The 17333-nt window shown below is 74.5% G+C and carries 16 protein-coding genes and 2 riboswitches; of the genes, 11 read left to right on the top strand and 5 right to left on the bottom strand.

Annotation, left to right across the window (positions count from 1 at the left end; genetic code table 11):
* The first annotated feature begins 1 nt into the window (after window position 1).
* Entirely contained in the window at window positions 2–1423 is a 1422-nt protein-coding gene (locus C8E97_RS27365; protein ID WP_121008283.1) for a GH1 family beta-glucosidase, read from the top strand.
* Window positions 1424–2088: 665 nt separating this feature from the next.
* Here C8E97_RS27365 and C8E97_RS27360 read toward each other — a convergent pair.
* The gene (locus C8E97_RS27360; RefSeq protein ID WP_121012528.1) at window positions 2089–3120 is read right to left on the bottom strand and encodes a LacI family DNA-binding transcriptional regulator; all 1032 of its coding nucleotides are present in this window, start codon (window positions 3118–3120) and stop codon (window positions 2089–2091) included.
* 183 nt (window positions 3121–3303) lie between these two features.
* Between C8E97_RS27360 and C8E97_RS34175 the strand changes: the two genes are divergently transcribed.
* The 3 genes from C8E97_RS34175 to C8E97_RS35630 all read left to right on the top strand — a co-directional run bounded on the left by C8E97_RS34175 (window position 3304) and on the right by C8E97_RS35630 (window position 6255).
* The gene (locus C8E97_RS34175) at window positions 3304–3690 is read left to right on the top strand and encodes a hypothetical protein (RefSeq protein ID WP_147455253.1); all 387 of its coding nucleotides are present in this window, start codon (window positions 3304–3306) and stop codon (window positions 3688–3690) included.
* Between the two features lie 693 nt (window positions 3691–4383).
* Window positions 4384–5376 (top strand): AraC family transcriptional regulator, encoded by a 993-nt coding sequence (locus tag C8E97_RS27350; protein ID WP_121008281.1) that lies wholly within the window; start codon window positions 4384–4386, stop codon window positions 5374–5376.
* Window positions 5377–6054: 678 nt separating this feature from the next.
* Window positions 6055–6255: a hypothetical protein gene (locus C8E97_RS35630; protein WP_211347149.1), complete on the top strand. Its 201-nt coding sequence runs from the start codon at window positions 6055–6057 to the stop codon at window positions 6253–6255.
* A gap of 64 nt (window positions 6256–6319) precedes the next feature.
* Here the strand turns inward: C8E97_RS35630 and C8E97_RS27340 are convergent, their stop codons facing one another.
* The 4 genes from C8E97_RS27340 to C8E97_RS27325 all read right to left on the bottom strand — a co-directional run bounded on the left by C8E97_RS27340 (window position 6320) and on the right by C8E97_RS27325 (window position 10873).
* Complete coding sequence (locus tag C8E97_RS27340) at window positions 6320–6904, bottom strand: hypothetical protein (protein ID WP_121008280.1); 585 nt, start codon at window positions 6902–6904, stop codon at window positions 6320–6322.
* A gap of 67 nt (window positions 6905–6971) precedes the next feature.
* Window positions 6972–7328: a peptidase inhibitor family I36 protein gene (locus tag C8E97_RS27335; protein ID WP_121008279.1), complete on the bottom strand. Its 357-nt coding sequence runs from the start codon at window positions 7326–7328 to the stop codon at window positions 6972–6974.
* Window positions 7329–7607: 279 nt separating this feature from the next.
* Window positions 7608–9671: a 3-hydroxyacyl-CoA dehydrogenase NAD-binding domain-containing protein gene (locus tag C8E97_RS27330; protein ID WP_121008278.1), complete on the bottom strand. Its 2064-nt coding sequence runs from the start codon at window positions 9669–9671 to the stop codon at window positions 7608–7610.
* A complete protein-coding gene (locus tag C8E97_RS27325; protein WP_121012525.1) occupies window positions 9671–10873 on the bottom strand; it encodes an acetyl-CoA C-acetyltransferase in 1203 nt (400 codons plus the stop codon). The genes C8E97_RS27330 and C8E97_RS27325 overlap by 1 nt, the downstream gene beginning before the upstream one ends.
* Before the next feature lie 195 nt (window positions 10874–11068).
* On the opposite strand from C8E97_RS27325, the gene C8E97_RS27320 reads away from it, so the two are divergent.
* The 7 genes from C8E97_RS27320 to gcvT all read left to right on the top strand — a co-directional run bounded on the left by C8E97_RS27320 (window position 11069) and on the right by gcvT (window position 17328).
* Window positions 11069–12217: an acyl-CoA dehydrogenase family protein gene (locus C8E97_RS27320; RefSeq protein ID WP_121012522.1), complete on the top strand. Its 1149-nt coding sequence runs from the start codon at window positions 11069–11071 to the stop codon at window positions 12215–12217.
* Window positions 12217–13347, top strand: a complete 1131-nt coding sequence (locus tag C8E97_RS27315) for a CaiB/BaiF CoA transferase family protein (RefSeq protein ID WP_121008277.1) — start codon at window positions 12217–12219, stop codon at window positions 13345–13347. Before C8E97_RS27320 ends, C8E97_RS27315 begins: the two co-directional genes overlap by 1 nt.
* A gap of 541 nt (window positions 13348–13888) precedes the next feature.
* A complete protein-coding gene (locus C8E97_RS34955) occupies window positions 13889–14050 on the top strand; it encodes a hypothetical protein (RefSeq protein WP_170212004.1) in 162 nt (53 codons plus the stop codon).
* A 189-nt stretch (window positions 14051–14239) separates the two neighbouring features.
* Complete coding sequence (locus tag C8E97_RS27310) at window positions 14240–14728, top strand: helix-turn-helix transcriptional regulator (RefSeq protein ID WP_121008276.1); 489 nt, start codon at window positions 14240–14242, stop codon at window positions 14726–14728.
* 467 nt (window positions 14729–15195) lie between these two features.
* Entirely contained in the window at window positions 15196–15552 is a 357-nt protein-coding gene (locus C8E97_RS27305) for a hypothetical protein (protein WP_121012519.1), read from the top strand.
* Window positions 15553–15574: 22 nt separating this feature from the next.
* The gene (locus C8E97_RS27300) at window positions 15575–15877 is read left to right on the top strand and encodes a DUF3817 domain-containing protein (protein WP_121008275.1); all 303 of its coding nucleotides are present in this window, start codon (window positions 15575–15577) and stop codon (window positions 15875–15877) included.
* A 68-nt stretch (window positions 15878–15945) separates the two neighbouring features.
* Window positions 15946–16033, top strand: a riboswitch (glycine riboswitch).
* A gap of 1 nt (window position 16034) precedes the next feature.
* Window positions 16035–16120, top strand: a riboswitch (glycine riboswitch).
* Between the two features lie 107 nt (window positions 16121–16227).
* Window positions 16228–17328, top strand: a complete 1101-nt coding sequence (gene gcvT, locus C8E97_RS27295; RefSeq protein WP_246019428.1) for a glycine cleavage system aminomethyltransferase GcvT — start codon at window positions 16228–16230, stop codon at window positions 17326–17328.
* Window positions 17329–17333: the final 5 nt, after the last annotated feature.

Below are 17333 nucleotides of genomic sequence, written 5' to 3'. Positions count from 1 at the left end.
CATGACCGCAACCGACCCGGACACCCGAGTCGGCCGGGAGCTGCTGCGCTTCCCGCCGGACTTCCTGTGGGGCGCCGCGACGGCCGCCTTCCAGATCGAGGGCGCGACCGCCGTCGACGGCCGCGGCCCGTCGATCTGGGACACCTTCGCCGCCACGCCGGGCAAGGTGGCGGGCGGCGACACCGGCGAACCGGCGTGCGACCACTACCGCCGGTACGCCTCCGACGTGCGCATCATGGCCGACCTCGGGCTCCGGGCCTACCGCTTCTCCCTCGCGTGGCCGCGCATCCAGCCGACCGGCGCGGGCCCCGTGGAGCCGCGCGGGCTGGCGTTCTACGACCGCCTGGTGGACGAGCTGCTGGCGCACGGCATCCAACCGGTGGCCACCCTCTACCACTGGGACCTGCCGCAGGCGCTGGAGGACCGGGGCGGGTGGCGCGACCGGGACACGGCGCACCGGTTCGCCGAGTACGCGGCGCTGGCCCACGCCCACCTGGCCGACCGCGTGCGGACGTGGACCACGCTGAACGAGCCGTGGTGCTCGGCGTTCCTGGGCTACGGCACCGGCGTCCACGCGCCCGGCCTGGTCGACCCGCGCGGCGCGCTGGAAGCCGCCCACCACCTGCTGCTGGGCCACGGCCTGGCCGTGCGGGCGATGCGGTCGGCCGCGCCCGCCGACCACCGCTTCTCCCTCGTGCTGAACCTCTGCTCGGTGCGGGTCGACCACGACGACGAGACCCACCGCGCCGCCGCGCACAAGGTCGACGGTTTGCAGAACCGCCTGTTCCTCGACCCGCTGGCGGGCCGGGGCTACCCGGAGGACGTGCTGGCGGAGACGGCGTGGCTCGGCGACTGGTCGCGCGTGGTCCGCGCCGGCGACCTGGAGGCCGTCGCGACGCCGATCGACTGGCTGGGCGTCAACTACTACAGCCCCACCCGCGTCGCGCCCGCGCCCGCCGGGCAGGTGACGGACGGGCCGTTCGCGGGGCTGCGGGGGGTGGCGCTGCTGCCGCCGCGCGGTGAGGTGACCGGGTTCGGCTGGGAGGTCGACGCGCGGGCGTTCACGGATCTGTTGGAGCGCCTGGGGCGCGACGTGCCCGTGCCGCTGGTGGTGACCGAGAACGGGTCGGCGTTCGTCGACGTGGTGGCCGGGGGAGCGGTGCTCGACACCGGTCGGACCCGGTACCTGGTGGACCACCTGCGGGCCGTGCACGCGGCGATCGCGCGGGGGGTGGACGTGCGGGGGTACTTCGCGTGGTCGCTGCTGGACAACTTCGAGTGGGCGGCGGGGTACAGCCAGCGCTTCGGGATCGTGCACGTGGACTACGCCACGCAGGTGCGGACCGTGAAGCGGAGCGGGCACACGCTGGCGGGCGTGATCCGGCGGAACGCGGTGCCGGCGAGCGGGTACGACGTGGTGTGACGCGGTCGGGGCCGTCCGGGCACGGGCGGCGGTGGTGCGCCCGGCTCGGGCGGCGGGTAGGCGGGGGATTCGCGCAGGACGCGCGCTGGGCGGGTGCGCTGGGTGGGTGCGCAGGGCAGCGCGCTGGGCGGGCGCGCTGGGTGGGTGCGCTGGGTGGGTGCGCAGGGCAGCGCGCTGGGCGGGCGCGCTGGGCGGGCGCGCAGGGCAGGCGCGCAGGGCGGGCGCGCAGGGCGGGCCGATCGGTGCAGGGCGGTTCCGAGGGCGGTGTCGGCGGCGTCAGGCGGCCCGTGAGCGGTGCCGGCAGCCCTCCGAGCCGGCGTCGGCGGTCCTTGAGCAGTCCGCGATCCGGTGCTGAGCAGCCCCCGATCTCCATCCTGCCAGAGACCACCGACAATCCCGGAAAACCGCCCCCTGGGGCTCATCTTGCCGGCCGGCACCGACATTCCCGCGCGGGCAGTCGCGCCCGACCCAAGTCGGTGGCAGGCCGGCGTGGTCATGCGGCGGGGCCGGCACCGCGTCGCGGGCGGGGCGTGCCACGGCCGGAGCGGGCCGGTCGCGGGATCAGCCTGCGGCGTCAGGCTGCGGGGTCGGGCTGCGGGATCGGGCTGCGGGATCGGGCTGCGGGATCGGGCTGCGGGGTCGGGCTGCGGCGTGAGGCTGCGGGGTCAGGCCGACGCCCGGCGCACCAGCACGGTCGGCAGGACCTCCCGCCGCGCCTTGATCGGCTCCTCGCGCAGCAGCCGCAGCAGATGGGTCACCATGTGCCTCACCTGCTCGTCCGTGTCCTGCCGCACGCTCGTCAAGGGCGGCGACGTGTGCGGCGCGATCATCGGGTGGTCGTCGAACCCGACCACCGCCACGTCCTCCGGCACCCGCCGCCCCGCCTCGCGCAGCGCGTCCAGCGCGCCGGCGGCCATCAGGTCGCTCGCCACGAACACCGCGTCCAGGTCCGGCACCCGCTCCAGCAGCGCCGCCATCGCCCGCTTCCCGCCGTCCCTGGTGAACCCGCCGTCCTCGGCCAGCAGCGCGACGTCGGCGTCGGACGCGCCGGTCGCCGTGCGCCACCCCGCCAGCCGGTCCATCGCCGAGTGCTCGTCCAGCGGCCCGGTGACCGTCGCGATCCGCCGCCGCCCCGACGAGATCAGGTGCTCGGTCGCGAGCACGCCGCCGCCCTCGTTGTCGTGGTCGACCAGGTGCAGGCCGCGCAGCGGGCCCCACGGCCGCCCGGCGCACACCACCGGCAGCGGCAGCTTGCGCGCCGCGGACGGCAGCTGGTCGCCCTTGTGCGGCGCGAACATCAGCGCGCCGTCGACGTGCCCGCCCGCCAGGAACCGCTCCGCCCGCGCCACGTCCTCGGGCGAGTGCACCAGCAACAGCACCATCTGCGCGTCCGCGTCGGCCAGCGAGCGGGCCGCCGCCCGGATCAGCCACGCGAAGTGCGGGTCGTCGAAGATCTTCGGCTCGGGCTCGGAGAACACCACCGCCACCGCGCCGGTCCGCCGCGTCACGAGCGCCCGCGCGGCCCGGTTCGGCTGGTAGCCCAGCTCGACGACGGCGGCGGTCACGGCCTCGTGCGCCTCCGGGCTGACGCGCGGTGACGCGTTGAGGACGCGGGACGCCGTCGCCCGCGAGACGCCCGCCTTCGCCGCGACGTCCTCCAGCGTCGGCCGGGTGGCGTGGTGCGATGGGACGGACACGAACACCAACTCCTCGCCACACCCGAGCCTGCTCGCCGAACAGCATAGCGGGAGGTCACCCGCTCGGGAGCGCTCTCACAGCGGGTCGCGGCCGGTGTCCGCGCGGCCCCTGTTCAGTCGTCGCAGTGGGGCGGCGGGAACGGGTTGAGGGGGCCGCAGGGCCACTCGGTGTTCTTCGCCTTGGTGGTGGTGATCGCCGTCGTCGACGTCGGGGGCGGCGGCTCCTCCGTCGTCGGCTGCGTCGTCTCCGGCGGCGGCGGTGTCGTGGTGGTGGTCGTCGGCCGCGCCGCGGTCGAGTTCCGCGGCGCCGACACCGGGTCCGTCGTGGCCGGGCTCTCCGTCGTGCTCGTCGTGCTCGTCGTGGTGGACGGCAGCGTGGTGATCCACGTCGACGCGGGCAGCTCGGCCTTCGGCCCGTCGTCCACGCCGTCGATGTACACGCCGATCAACACGCCCGTCAGCGCCGACGCCGCCACGGCCAAGCCGCTCGCAGCCCACAGCACCCGCACGGCCTGCCTCCGCCTTCTCGTTGTTGGCGCAACTGTTGAGCGGCAGAACAGTACCGCTTGATCGACCGGTTCCACCCGACCCGGCCCACCTCGGCCGATCGGGTCACCCGGTCGGCGTCGGCCGGCACGGATCTCCGCATCCTCGCGGTCAACGAGCGAGCGGCCCGACGGTCACGGCCTCCCGCCGGACCGCCGGGCCGGCGGGGCGTCAGGGTTCCGTCAGGCGGTTGCGGGACGCTGGGCGGGCGCGGTCGGTCGCCGCCGGGCGGGCGGCGCGGTGGTCCGGACCCGTGCGCGCGGGTCGGGCCCGTCGGGGGCGGGTCCGAACTCCGGTTTCACGAACCCGGATCGCCCGCCGCCGCGGCGACCGGCCGCGCGGGGCGGGTGCCGCCGCGGGATCGGGAGCGGTGTCCTGAGCTGCGGCGGGAGGTCGTCCGCCGTGCTCGCCGCGGCACCGCCGCGGCGGTCGCGAAGCTGTACCCGGCAGGACCGGATTGGTCTCGACCAGATAGGTCCTTTCCACACCCTTGACGCATCTGGTCTAGACCACTTAAAGTGGTGGGCGCCACATCGTCCCTCGTGGGTGGGCGGGCGGATGCCCCATCGACGAGGCGCCGGCTCACTGGGGTGGGCCACCCGGTGCGGCGGCGCGGTCACCTCTCCCCACACCGCGCCGCCGCACCCGGCCGTGCCCACCGCTGAGCCCGCCACCGGGCCCACCACCGGGCCCGCGACTGCTGCCACACTGTGAGCGATGCTCACCAGGACCATCGCGATCCACTACGTCACCGCCGCCCTCCGGGGCGCGGTCCGGCACGGGCACGACGCGTCCCGCCTGCTGTGCGCGGCCGGCATCCCGGAGGCGCTGGTGGCCGACGACCGGGCGCGGGTCACGCCCGCCCAGTACACCAAGCTGGTCCAGGCGCTGTGGGAAGCGCTCGACGACGAGTTCATGGGCCTGGGACCCCAGCGCAGCAAGCGCGGCACCTTCCCGACGATGTGCCTGCTCGCCGTGCACTGCGCGACGCTGGGCGACGCGCTGCGGCGCGGCCTCGCGTTCTACGGGCTGTTCGACGTGCGCCCGGTCATGGCGCTGGCCGAGCGGGACGGCGCGGCGCGGTTCACGCTGTCCGCAGAGGGCGTGGACGACCCGGACCGGTTCCTGGTCGAGTCGCTGCTGGTGCTGTGGCACCGGTTCTCCTCGTGGCTGATCGGCAGGCGCATCCCGCTCCGCGCGGTCGACCTGGCCTACCCCGAGCCGCCGCACGCGGCCGAGTACCACCTGATCTTCGGCTGCCCGCTGCGGTTCGGCGCGCCGGAGACCGTGCTGGCGTTCGACTCCCGGTTCCTGCGGATGCCGGTGGTGCAGGACGAGGCCGCCCTGCGGCGGTTCCTGCGCCACTCGCCCGCTGAGCTGCTGTCGCGGCGCGACCACGGCGCGGACGCGTCGAGCCGGGTGCGGCGGGAGCTGGCCGGCGGCGTGGTGGGCCTGGGCGCCGTGGCCGCGCGGTTGGGCACGAGCGCGCCGACGCTGCGGCGCAAGCTCGCCGCCGAGGGCACGTCGTTCCGCGAGGTGCGGGAGCAGCTGCTGCGCGACCAGGCGGTGGCGAGCCTCGTGCGGGGCGGCGAGTCGGTGGAGGAGTTGGCGTTGCGCCTGGGTTTCTCCGAGGCCAGCGCGTTTCACCGGGCGTTCAAGCGTTGGACGGGCAACAGTCCTGGCGCGTACCGGACGGGTGCTGTTACTTGAGACGCGGTTGGTCCGCACGGCCCGCGCACGCCGCGCCCTTCGGCGCCGCCGCATCCTTCGGCGCCGCCACGCCGCCCGGCATCGCCACTCCGCCCGGCACCGCCCGGCACCGCCACTCCGCCCGGCATCGCCGCACCGCCCGGCGCCGCCGACCTCCCGTCGCCCGAGCGCGCCGGCGCGGGCGTCCTCGACCTGCCCGACGCCGTCGCCGCCCGGTCCGCGGTCGACCCGGCGCGGCGCATCGAGACCGTCCGCACCACCCGCCCGGTCGCGCCGGGCTGAAGCTGTCCTACGACTTCGGCCGGTCCACCGGTACGCGTACGGCGTACGCTATCCTGCCGAAGCCGATCGTCGTGGAGGGCCGGCCGCTGGCGCTCGGCGCGTGGGCCCACGGGCACGGCCGCGGCGAGTGGACCGCGTTCACGGTGACCGACGACGCTCGGCGACCGGCTGGAGGCCGACGTGGTGGAGGACTGGCTGGCTCCGCCGCGCCACCGGCAAGGGTGCGCAGTTCGTCGGCGCGTTCCACGGGTCCAGAGTGGACGGTGTGCCCTACCTGATCAACGGCAACTCCGGCAAGGCGTCCGCCGAGGGGGTTCTCCGGCTGGTCGCTGGTCGGCGTCAACCCCGCGACCGCGACACGGGCAGGAGTGGGTAGCGGCGGAGATCCGGCCGCACGTGGACGCGCTGACCCTGTCCGCGCCGCGCACCGTCCGCGTGGGCTCGCCGGTCGACGTCACGGCGTCGGTCACGCAAGGCGCGCGGCAGATCCCGCTGCGGTACCCGATGAGCGCCGACTGGACCGGTTCGCCCAACGTCCACATCGGACCACTGTCGGGCGTGCGCCTACACCTCCGGCGACCACGTGGTCATCGGTGACGGCGGGGCGCGTGTTCCGCCGATCATGTTTTCGATCGGCGGAACACGCGCTGTGTGCCGCTGACTAATAGGCGGCCGAGCCGCCCGACGGAGTCGGGCAATCCACCACAGTGAACGTCTCCACCTCGCTCACCTTCCAGCGGCCACCGTCGAGGCGCAGCCCGAACAGCACGACCGCGAAGTCGTCGCCCGCGCGTTCCGCCGGAGCGCCGGTCCCGACGTGGACGATGCCGATCCGCCCTTCCGGCGTGCAGGAGGTGACGTAGACGGTGTCCCCACTGCGGCCCACGACGTCGAACGCGGGATCGGTCCGCCCCCTGGCCGCGAGTCCGTTGCGGTGCATGACCCCGATCTGCTCCGCCACCCGCGCGAGTGCCGCCCCGGCCGCGACGTCGGAGAACGAGGCGGGGACCTCGGCCGGTGGCGCCGCGATCGTGCTCTCGAACAGCTCGACGTAGGCGTCGGCGGCCCGCGTCGCATCCTCCGCCGTCGCCCCGTCCACCGGTTCGGCCCGCAAGCCGGAGATGCGGTCCGCGACCCCCGTCGGGGCGGGCGGCGCGTCATCGCGAGCGGACGGGGCACATGCCGACAGGAGTGCCGGCACGGTCAGTGCCAGCACGGTCAGCGCCGGCACGGTCAGCGCCGGCACCCCGAATCGCGAATTCCGACGCCGGTGGCGTGCCACCCGCCCGCGGGCAGGCGGGTGGCACGCCACGTCAGCACCAGCCGACCGCATCGGACCTGTCATTGGCGCCGTCGCCCACCCACGGCGTGCGGTTGCCCGGCGCCAGCCTGCCGATGACCTGCCGATTGCCGTTGACCCAGTCGAACACGCACATCACCTGCTGGTTGGTGCTGCTGCCCCAGCTCGACGCCTGGTCCTTCAAAGCCGCGCCGAGATCGGTGTATTCGGCGAACCCCGAGATGACCTGCCTGCCGAGCGTGAAGTCGATGCCCTGCCACAGGCAGACGTGCCTGGCGTCGCAGGCGTACGGCGCGGCTTGCGCGGACGTGGCGGAGAGCGGTACCAGGGCTGCTGCCGCCAGCAGCCCCGCCGCGAGTCGACGAATCATCGAATCATCCTCCCGGTGTCGGACAGTCGCTTGCGGCGAATGTCCGGTGTGCCTGGCCGTCGCGATCCGATCGCCCCGGCGGGATGGTTCCCGCGGCGTTGTCGCGACGAGGACCAGTCTGCGGCCGGACCGGGAGGGCCGGGGACCATCCCGCGGTGGTTTCGCCGCCCACCGGGTGGTGGTTGACAGCGGCGCGTCGATCTTCCCCACGGGCGCGCGTCAGACCGGGACGGGCACGGGAACCGGTGGGCCCGGCGGTGACGACCGGGCCCCGAACCGTCAGAACGGCTCGCCGCGCGCGGCCCGCTCCCGCAGCGACGCCGGCGGCCGGAAGCGCTCGCCGTAGGTGTCGGCCAGGTAGTCGGCCCGCTCCACGAACGCGCCCAGCCCGTAGCTGACGATGAACTGCAGCGTCCCGCCGCTCCACGCCGGGAACCCGAACCCGAGGACGCTGCCCACGTTCGCGTCGCCGACCGACGTCAGCACGCCCTCGTCCAGGCACCGCAAGGTCTCCAGCGACTGCACGAACAGCAGGCGGTCCTCGACGTCCCGCTCCGTCACCCCCGCGTCGTCGCGCGCGTACCGCGCCAGCCCCGGCCACAGGAACTTCTTCCCGCCCTCGGGGTACTCGTAGAACCCGCCGCCGCCGGACCGCCCGGTGCGGCCCTCCGCCACCAGCTCCTCCAGCACCGCGAACGCCGGGTGGTCGCCGAGCGCGCCGGCCGCCGACGGGTCGTCCGCCAGCGCCTGGTCCCGGATCTTCAGCTGTAGCGTCAGCGTGACCTCGTCCGACACCGCCAGCGGCCCGACGGCCATGCCCGCCCGCCTGGCCACGTTCTCGATCAGCGCGGGCGACACGCCCTCGGCGACCATCGACACGGCCTCGGTGACGTAGGCGCCGAACGTCCGCGACGTGTAGAACCCGCGGCTGTCGTTGACCACGATCGGCGTCTTGCCGATCTGCAGCACGTAGTCGAACGCCCGCGCCAGCGCCTCGTCGGAGGTCCGCTCGCCGCGGATGATCTCCACCAGCCGCATCTTCGGCACCGGGGAGAAGAAGTGCAGCCCGATGAACCGCGCCGGGTCCGCGACCGCCTCAGCCAGGCCGGTGATCGGCAGCGTCGAGGTGTTCGACGCGATGACGGCGTCGGGCAGCGCGGCGGACTCCGCGGCGGGCAGCACCCGGTTCTTCAGCGCGCGGTCCTCGAACACGGCCTCGATCACCAGGTCGCAGCCGGCGAGGTCGGCGTCGGAGTCGGTCGGCGTGATGCCGGGCAGCCCCTTCGCGCCGCGCTCGGCGGCCTCCGGCGTCACGTCCTTGAGCACCACCTCGATGCCCGCCTTCGCGCTGACCTCGGCGATGCCCGAGCCCATCATGCCCGCGCCCAGCACGCCGAGCCTGGTCACCTTCGAGGCGGGCACGTCCGCCGGGCGCGAGCCGCCCGCGGTGATCGCGTTGAGCTGGAACCAGAACGTGGAGATCATGTTCTTCGCGACCTGGCCGGTGGCCAGCTCCAGGAAGTAGCGGCCCTCGACCTCCAGCGCGGTGTCGAAGTCGACCAGCGCGCCCTCGACCGCCGCCGCGAGGACCCGCTCCGGCGCGGGGTACGCGCCGTGGGTCTTCTTGCGCAGGACGGCGGGCGCAGCGGCCAGCAGCCCGTACACCGCCGGGTCGCCGAACCGCACGTCCGGCACCGCGTACCCCGGCTCGTCCCACGGCTGCCGGGGCTCCGGGTTGGCCCTGATCCACGCGCGGGCCCGCTCGACCAGGTCCTCCTCCGACGACGCCAGGGCGTGCACGAGCCCCGCCTGCAACGCCCGCGCGGGCCGGAGCTGCTTGCCCTCCATCAGCAGCGGCAGCGCGGGCTGCACGCCCAGCAGGCGCACCAGCCGCGTCACGCCGCCACCGCCGGGCAGCAGCCCCAGCGTCACCTCGGGCAGGCCCAGCCTGATCCGGTCGTCGTCGAGCACCACCCGGTGGTGGCAGGCGAGCGCGATCTCGAACCCGCCGCCGAGCGCCGAGCCGTTGATCGCCGCCACGACCGGCTTGCCCAGCAGTTCCAGCCGCCGGAGCTGCCGCTTCACGTCCTCCAGGAAGCCCAGCGCCTCGCCCGCGTTCTCCGGCGTGAGCGTGATCAGCAGGTTCAGGTCGCCGCCCGCGAAGAACGTCTTCTTGGCCGAGGTCAGCACGACACCGGCGATGTCGTCCCGCTCGGCCTCCAGGCGCGCGACGGCCGCGCCCATCGCCTCGTGGTACTCGGCGTTCATCACGTTCGCCGAGCCCGACATGTCCAGGGTGAGGGTGACGACGCCCTCGGCGTCCCGCTCGTAGTGGATGGCCATCAGACCCTCTCGATGATCGTCGCGATGCCCATGCCGCCGCCCACGCACAGCGTGGCCAGGCCGCGGCGCAGGTCCCGGCGCTCCAGCTCGTCCAGCAGGGTGCCGAGGATCATGCAGCCGGTCGCGCCCAGCGGGTGACCCAGGGCGATCGCGCCGCCGTTGACGTTGACCTTCTCCGCCGGCAGGTCCAGCTCCCGCCGGAACTTCAGCACCACCGACGAGAACGCCTCGTTGACCTCGAACAGGTCGACGTCCTCCACCGACAGCCCCGCCCGGTCCAGCGCCTTGCGGGCCGCCGGCGCGGGACCGGTGAGCATGACCGTCGGCTCCGTGCCGACCACCGCGACGGACGCGATCCGGGCGCGCGGCGTGAGGCCGAGGTCGCGGCCGACGCGCTCGCCGCCGATCAGCATCGCCGCCGCGCCGTCCACGATCTGCGACGAGTTGCCCGGCGTGTGCACGTGGTCGATGCGCTCCACGGTCGGGTAGCGGTCGATCGCCACCGCGTCGAACCCGAGGTCGCCGTGGAAGGCGAACGACGGCTTCAGCGCGGCCAGCCCCTCCGCCGTGGTGTCCGGCCGGATCGCCTCGTCGTGGTCGAGCACCACGACCCCGTTGCGGTCCACCACCGGCACCAGCGACCGGTCGAACCGGCCCTCGGCGCGCGCCCGCGCCGCCCGCCGCTGCGACTCCAGCGCGTACGCGTCGACGTCCTCGCGGCGGAAGCCCTCCAGGGTCGCGATGAGGTCCGCGCTGACGCCCTGCGGCACGAAGTTCGTGGCCAGGTTCGTCTCCGGGTCGGCCATCCACGCGCCGCCGTCGGAACCCATCGGCACCCGCGACATGGACTCCACGCCGCCCGCCACCACGAGGTCCTCGAACCCGGACGCCACCTTGGCCGCCGCGAGGTTCACCGCCTCCAGCCCGGACGCGCAGAAGCGGTTCAGCTGCACGCCCGCCGGCCGCAGGTCCCACCCGGCGGCCAGGACGGCGGTGCGGGCGATGTCCGCGCCCTGCTCGCCGACCGGCGACACCACGCCGAACACCACGTCGTCCACGGCCGAGGTGTCCAGGTCGTTGCGCGCCGCCAGCGCCGCGAGCACCCCGGAGGCCAGGGTGATCGGCTTGACGCCGTGCAGCGCGCCGCGCTTACCCCTGCCGCGCGGTGTGCGCACCGCGTCGAAGATCAAGGCATCGCTCATGCCGCCACGGTAGGCGGCCGGCGGCCCCACGCCCATGACCGAGGCGACTGACTTATCAGCTCACCACGCGCCGCCCGGCCCGGTCCTTCGTCCGGGGGGCCGGGGCCCGCGGTGACATTCGCGCTCACGATCGGGGCGGCATCGTGGGTGTGGCGGTCATGGCGGGCCGGCCCCGCCGGTGGCACCGTCGACGGCATGCCCACTCGCCGTTCGCCCTGGATGACCGACGACCTGGACCAGCTGCGCGAGCTGGCCCGGACGTTCCTGCGCAAGGAGTCGGTGCCGCACCACGAGCGCTGGGCCGCCCAGCGGCACGTGGACCGGGACCTCTGGACCAAGGCGGGCGAGGTCGGCCTGCTGTGCCTGTCCGTGCCCGAGGAGTACGGCGGTGGCGGCGGCACCTTCGCGCACGAGGCCGTGCTGCTGGAGGAGCAGGCCCGCGCCGGCGACACCGCGTGGGGCAACAGCGTCCACAGCGGGATCGTCGCCCACTACGTCCTCGCCTACGGCACCGAACAGCAGAAGCGCCGCTGGCTGCCCAAGCTCGCCTCCGGCGAGTACGTGGGCGCGATCGCCATGTCCGAGCCGGGCGCGGGCTCCGACCTCCAGAACGTCACGACGCGCGCGCTCCGCGACGGCGACGAGTACGTGCTCACCGGGTCCAAGACGTTCATCACCAACGGCGCGCAGGCCGACCTGGTCGTCGTGGTCGCCAAGACCGACCCCGCCCAGGGCGCGGCCGGGATGTCGCTGCTGGTCGTGGAGACCGGGCACGCGCCCGGCTTCCGGCGCGGCCGGGTGCTGGACAAGGTCGGGCTCAAGGGCCAGGACACCGCCGAGCTGTTCTTCGACGACGTGCGGGTGCCCGCCGACAACCTGCTCGGCGGGGCCGAGGGGCAGGGCTTCGCGCAGCTCATGCGGCAGCTCCCGCAGGAACGGCTGATCATCGCGGTCGCGTCCGTCGCGGGCATCGAGGCGGCGGTCGACCTGACCGTCGACTACGTCAAGCAGCGCACCGCGTTCGGCCGGGAGCTGATCAAGTTCCAGAACACCCGGTTCAAGCTCGCCGAGTGCGCCACCGAGGCCCGCGTGACGCGGGCGTTCGTCGACGAGTGCGTCGAAGCCCACCTGGCGGGCCGGCTGGACGTCCCGACCGCGGCGATGGCCAAGTGGTGGGCCACCGACCGGCTGTGCGCGGTGGTGGACGAGTGCGTGCAGCTCTTCGGCGGCTACGGCTACATGACCGAGTACCCGATCGCGCGCGCGTGGGCGGACGCGCGCGTGCAGAAGATCTACGGCGGGACGAACGAGATCATGAAGGAAATCATCGCGAGGTCGCTCTAGTGGGCGGGCCGCTGGCGGGGCTGCGCGTGGTCGAGCTGGCGGGCCTCGCGCCCGCGCCGTTCGGCTGCATGGTGCTGGCCGACCTCGGCGCGTCGGTGGTCCGCGTCGACCGGGTGTCGGGCGGCGCGGCCGTGCCCGGCGACGTGCTGGGGCGCGGCCGGCGCTCGATCGGGCTCGACCTGCGGCGACCGGAGGGCGCGGACCTGCTGCTGCGCCTGGTCGAGCGGTCCGACGTGCTGGTGGAGGGCTTCCGGCCGGGCGTGGTGGAACGGCTGGGCGTCGGGCCCGCGCGGTGCCTGGCCCGCAACCCGCGCCTGGTCTACGGCCGGATGACCGGCTGGGGCCAGGACGGGCCGCTGGCCGGCCGCGCCGGGCACGACATCGACTACGTCGCCGTGGCGGGCGCGCTGGAGCCGATCGGCCGCGCGGGCGCGCCGCCCACCGTGCCGCTCAACCTCGTGGGCGACTTCGGCGGCGGCGGGCTGCTGCTCGCGGTGGGCGTGCTCGCGGCCCTGTATGAGCGGGAGCGGTCCGGGCGCGGCCAGGTGGTGGACGCGGGCATGGTGGACGGCGCGGCGCTGCTGACGACGTTCCTGCACGGCATGAAGGCCGCCGGGGCGTGGCCGGGCGGGCGTGGCGCGAACCTGCTCGACGGCGGCGCGCCGTTCTACGACGTGTACGAGGCGGCGGACGGCCGGTACGTGGCCGTCGGGGCGCTGGAGGACGGGTTCTACGCGGAGCTGCTGGCCGTGCTGGGGCTGGCCGGCCCGGACCTGCCGGACCGGCGCGACCCGGCGGGGTGGCCCGAGCTGCGCCGCCGGATCGCCGCGGCCGTGGCCACCCGGACGAGGGACGAGTGGGCGGCGCTGGCGGAGGGCACGGACGCGTGCCTGGCGCCGGTGCTGACGCCCGAGGAGGCCGCCGGTCACGCGCACAACGCGGCGCGCGGCACGTTCGTCGAGGTCGGGGGCGTGACGCAGCCCGCGCCCGCGCCGCGGTTCGACCGCACCCCGGCCGGGACGCCCACCGCGCCGCCGTCGGTCGGGCAGCACACGGCCGAGGTGCTGGCGGAGCTGGGGCTCGCCGGGCCGGAGGTCGAGGAGCTGCGCCGCGCGGGCGTCGTGGGGTGAGCGTCGTGGGGTGAGCGTGGTGGGGTGAGCGTCGTCGGGGGAGCGTCGTCGGGTGAGCGCGCCGCGCCGGCGTGGTCGGGGCAGGGGTCGGGGGCGCGGTGGCCGTGCCGCGCCCGCGTTGTCCGGGTGACGGCGAGGTGACCGGAAAATGGCCGCGTTAAATCGCCGGGGGCGCGCGGTGAATAAAGGGGACGGCCGGTGTCGACCCGATGACGCTCGGTGCGTGGGTCGGGCGCATGTGGGTGACCGGCGCGAGGTGCGGAGAAGTCGGACGATGTGGCGGAACCTCGGTGCTCGTGCGAGGGGGAGTGGGCGAGTGGCCCGTACCTTGGACATCGGCCGGGGCCCCCGAGTCCTTGATCGTCCGTTCGGGTGACTGAGCGCGCCGGCCGTGCGTGGCGCAGCGCTCGCCGCACCGCCCGACCGTGGGATCAGGGCGCGTCCTGCCGTCATCGTCCGGGTGAATGAGGGAGCATGGCACGTGACGCGGTGGGCACGACGCCCGCCGGCCGGGCACCTGTGAACGGACGGAGAGGGACTCGTGAACGTCAAGAAGGTGGTGACGCTGGCGGTCGTCGCGCTGCTGCTGTTCCTCCTGATCACCCAGCCCGACCAGTCCGCGGACGCGGTCAAGACCGCCATCGGCTGGCTCCGCCAGGGCGCGGAGGCGATCATCACGTTCGTCCGGAGCCTCTTCGGCTAGCGCGCCGCGCGGCCCCGCCGACCCGGTCACCATCGGTGACGATCGGCCGTCCGCGTTGGACCGTCCGGGTGGAAAGAGGGCTATAACGCGCTGGTAACAGGGTTTTTGACAATCCGGGGTCTAGCGGTTGTCGGTACCCGCTAATACGGTGCGCTGCATTGGCTGATCTTCGACCGACGAGGAGGCAGAATGGTCGAGGACTCCGGAGTCGACGAGCTGCTGCGGCAGTGGGCGGCTGAGCGCTCGGACGACGCCGAGCTGCAAGAGGTGAACCGGATCAAGGACGAGTGGCTGGCCGAGGCCCCGCCGCCCGCGCCGGGCATCCCCTCGCAGCGGGCGAACGGCGGGTCGCGCGGACTGGTTCGGGTCGAATCCGCTGACCCGGCGTACGTGGCGGCGATGCGGAAGCGGGCGCCCGAGGTGCCCGAGGTGCTGCTCGCGGCGGCCGCCAGCTACTGGCAGCTGGTGGGCGACCTGTCCGAGGCGGAGCTGTGGTGGGACGCGGGCATCAGCCCGCTCGACCAGCGCGCTCTCGACTACCGGGCGGCCGGGCTCACGCCCGCCGACCTGGGACGTCGGCTCGGGCCGATGACGGTGCTCCAGCACCTGCGTCGGGGCAGTGCGGCGGCCTGGTGCGTGGCCAGGTTGCAGCGGCAGCGCCGGGACGGCGTCGCCTAGGTCCGGGCGTCGCGCCGCTCGCGGCGCGACGTGCGCACGGAGACGTGGGCAGGACCAGCACCAGACCGGGAGGGCGGGCTCCTGTGCCGGGAGCCCCTTCCGACGGGTGACGGCCACCCGGCGCGCCACGAAGTACGCTGGGAGCCGTGTCCACCCCACCACTCCCGCGCGAGGCCCCGCCGGCAGGCCGGGACCCCGCCGGCGGTGAGCACGCGCCCAGGCCGGACCGCGCGGCCGACGCCCGCGCAGGCGACACCCGCGCCACCGGGACCCGCGCCACCCGCACCGGTGTCGCCGGGACCGGTGTCGCCGAGACCCTCGCGGCGCACACCAGCGCGGCCCGCGGCGGCGACGTCGGGACCGGTGACGTCGAGGCCGGTGACGTCGAGGCCGGTGACGTCGAGGCCGGTGACGTCGAGGCCGGTGACGTCGAGGCCCGCACCACCGCGCGCCGCCTCGGGACACCGCTGGCCATCGCGGTCGTGTGCCTGCTGTCGCTCGTCGTGTGCTGCGGCCTGGCCTACTGGCAGTGGGAGCGGTTCTCCGAGGCGGGCGGCACGTGGCAGAACCTCGGGTACGTCTTCCAGTGGCCGCTGTTCGGCCTGTTCCCCGCGTTCATGGTGTGGCGGATGCGCAGGCTCGCCGCCCGCCGCGACGCGGGCGACGCCGCGCCCGGACCCGCGCCGGCCGCCCCGGAACGGGTGATCACCGAGCGGGTGGTTACCGTGGACGCCGTCAGGACACCCGCGCACGACGACGAGGACGACGAGCTGGCGGCGTACAACCGCTACCTCCGGGAACTCCACGCGCGGGACCAGCGGTGAGCGAAGGCAGGTCGGTAGGGCGATGAGCGGTGCGTTGGGCCGGTTCCGGTTCATGGCTTACGTGGTCGGTGTCGGCCTGCTCGGGCTCGTGGTCGCCATGTTCGTCAAGTACCTCGGCGACAACCCCGGCATGATGGCGGTCGTCGGCCCCGTCCACGGGTTCCTCTACGCCATCTACCTGGTCCTCACCGTCGACCTGGCGCTCAAGGCGCGCTGGTCGCTCAAGGGCACCGCGCTGGTGCTGCTGGCGGGCACCATCCCGTTCGTGTCGTTCTACGCCGAGCGCAAGGTCGTCGAGAGCGTCCGGGCGGAACGCGCCCTGTGACCGGCTCCCGGTTGACCGCGCCCGCCGGGCCCGCCTAGCGTCTGGCGGTACCAACTGAACACGGCCGTCGATGTCGCGCGGGAGAGTCCCCACCAGGGGCGCCGAAGGAGCAACTCCTCCCCGGAATCTCTCAGGCACAGCTACCGCCCGACGAAGGCAACTCTGGAAAGCAGGCAGCACGCCTCGCCCACGGTGCAAGCCGCGCTACCGCGGCGAAGCTCTCAGGCCCATGACAGAGGGGGAGGCTCACTCAGGCGAGGAGTCTCCCGATGGACCGTGTCATCCTTCGTAGCGGCAGGCCGACCGACCAGGTCGGCGTCACTGCCGTGCCCGCCACCAGGGAGGACCCCGTGGAAACCCGCCGGACGCCGCTGCACGCCGAGCACGAGGCGCTGGGCGCCCAGTTCACCGACTTCGCGGGCTGGCGGATGCCGCTGCGCTACGACAGCGAACTCGCCGAGCACCACGCCGTGCGCACCTCGGCGGGCCTGTTCGACCTGACCCACATGGGCGAGATCGTGCTCACCGGGCCGGAGGCGGGCCGCGCGCTGGACCACGCGCTGGTCGGCCACGCGTCCGCGATCGGCGTCGGCCGCGCCCGCTACACCATGATCTGCGCGGCCGACGGCGGCGTGCTCGACGACCTGATCGTCTACCGCACCGGCGAGCAGGAGTACCTGGTCGTCGCGAACGCGTCGAACGCGGCGGCGGTGCACGAGGAGCTGGTCGCGCGGGCGAAGGGCTACGACGCCGCGGTCGAGGACCGCTCCGCCGACTACGCGCTGCTGGCCGTGCAGGGCCCGAAGGCGACCGCGATCCTGGCCGGCCTGACCGGCACCGACCTCGCGGCGGTGAAGTACTACGCGTCCTACCCGACCGAGGTGGCGGGCAGGCCCGCGCTGCTCGCCCGCACCGGCTACACCGGCGAGGACGGGTTCGAGCTGTTCCTCGCGCCCGCCGACGCGCCGCACGTGTGGGGCGCGCTGCTGGCCGCGGGCGCGCCGCACGACCTCAAGCCCGCCGGCCTCGGCTGCCGCGACACGCTGCGCCTGGAGGCCGGGATGCCGCTGTACGGCAACGAGCTGACCGCCGCGCGCACCCCGTACCACGCGAACCTGGGCCGGGTCGTGAAGCTGGACAAGCCCGAGGACTTCGTCGGCCGGGACGCCCTGGCGGCGGTCGCGGAGCAGGGCGTGGACGCCCGCCTGGTCGGCCTGAAGACGACGTCCCGCCGCGCGCCCCGGCACGGCTACGCGGTGCTGGACGCGGCGGGCGCGGTCATCGGGGAGGTGACCAGCGGCGCGCTGTCGCCGACGCTGGGCTACTCCGTGGCCCTGGCCTACGTGCCGCCCGCGCACGCCGAGCCCGGCACCGAGCTGGCCGTCGACATCCGGGGCAGGCAGGAGCCCGTGGAAGTCGTCGCGCTGCCGTTCTACAAGCGCAACTCGTAGGGAGA

It is taken from the genome of Saccharothrix australiensis (genome assembly GCF_003634935.1).
GTDB lineage: Bacteria > Actinomycetota > Actinomycetes > Mycobacteriales > Pseudonocardiaceae > Actinosynnema > Actinosynnema australiense.
Note: the sequence above shows the minus strand (reverse complement) of the source record. Positions and strands in the feature narration are given on the sequence as shown.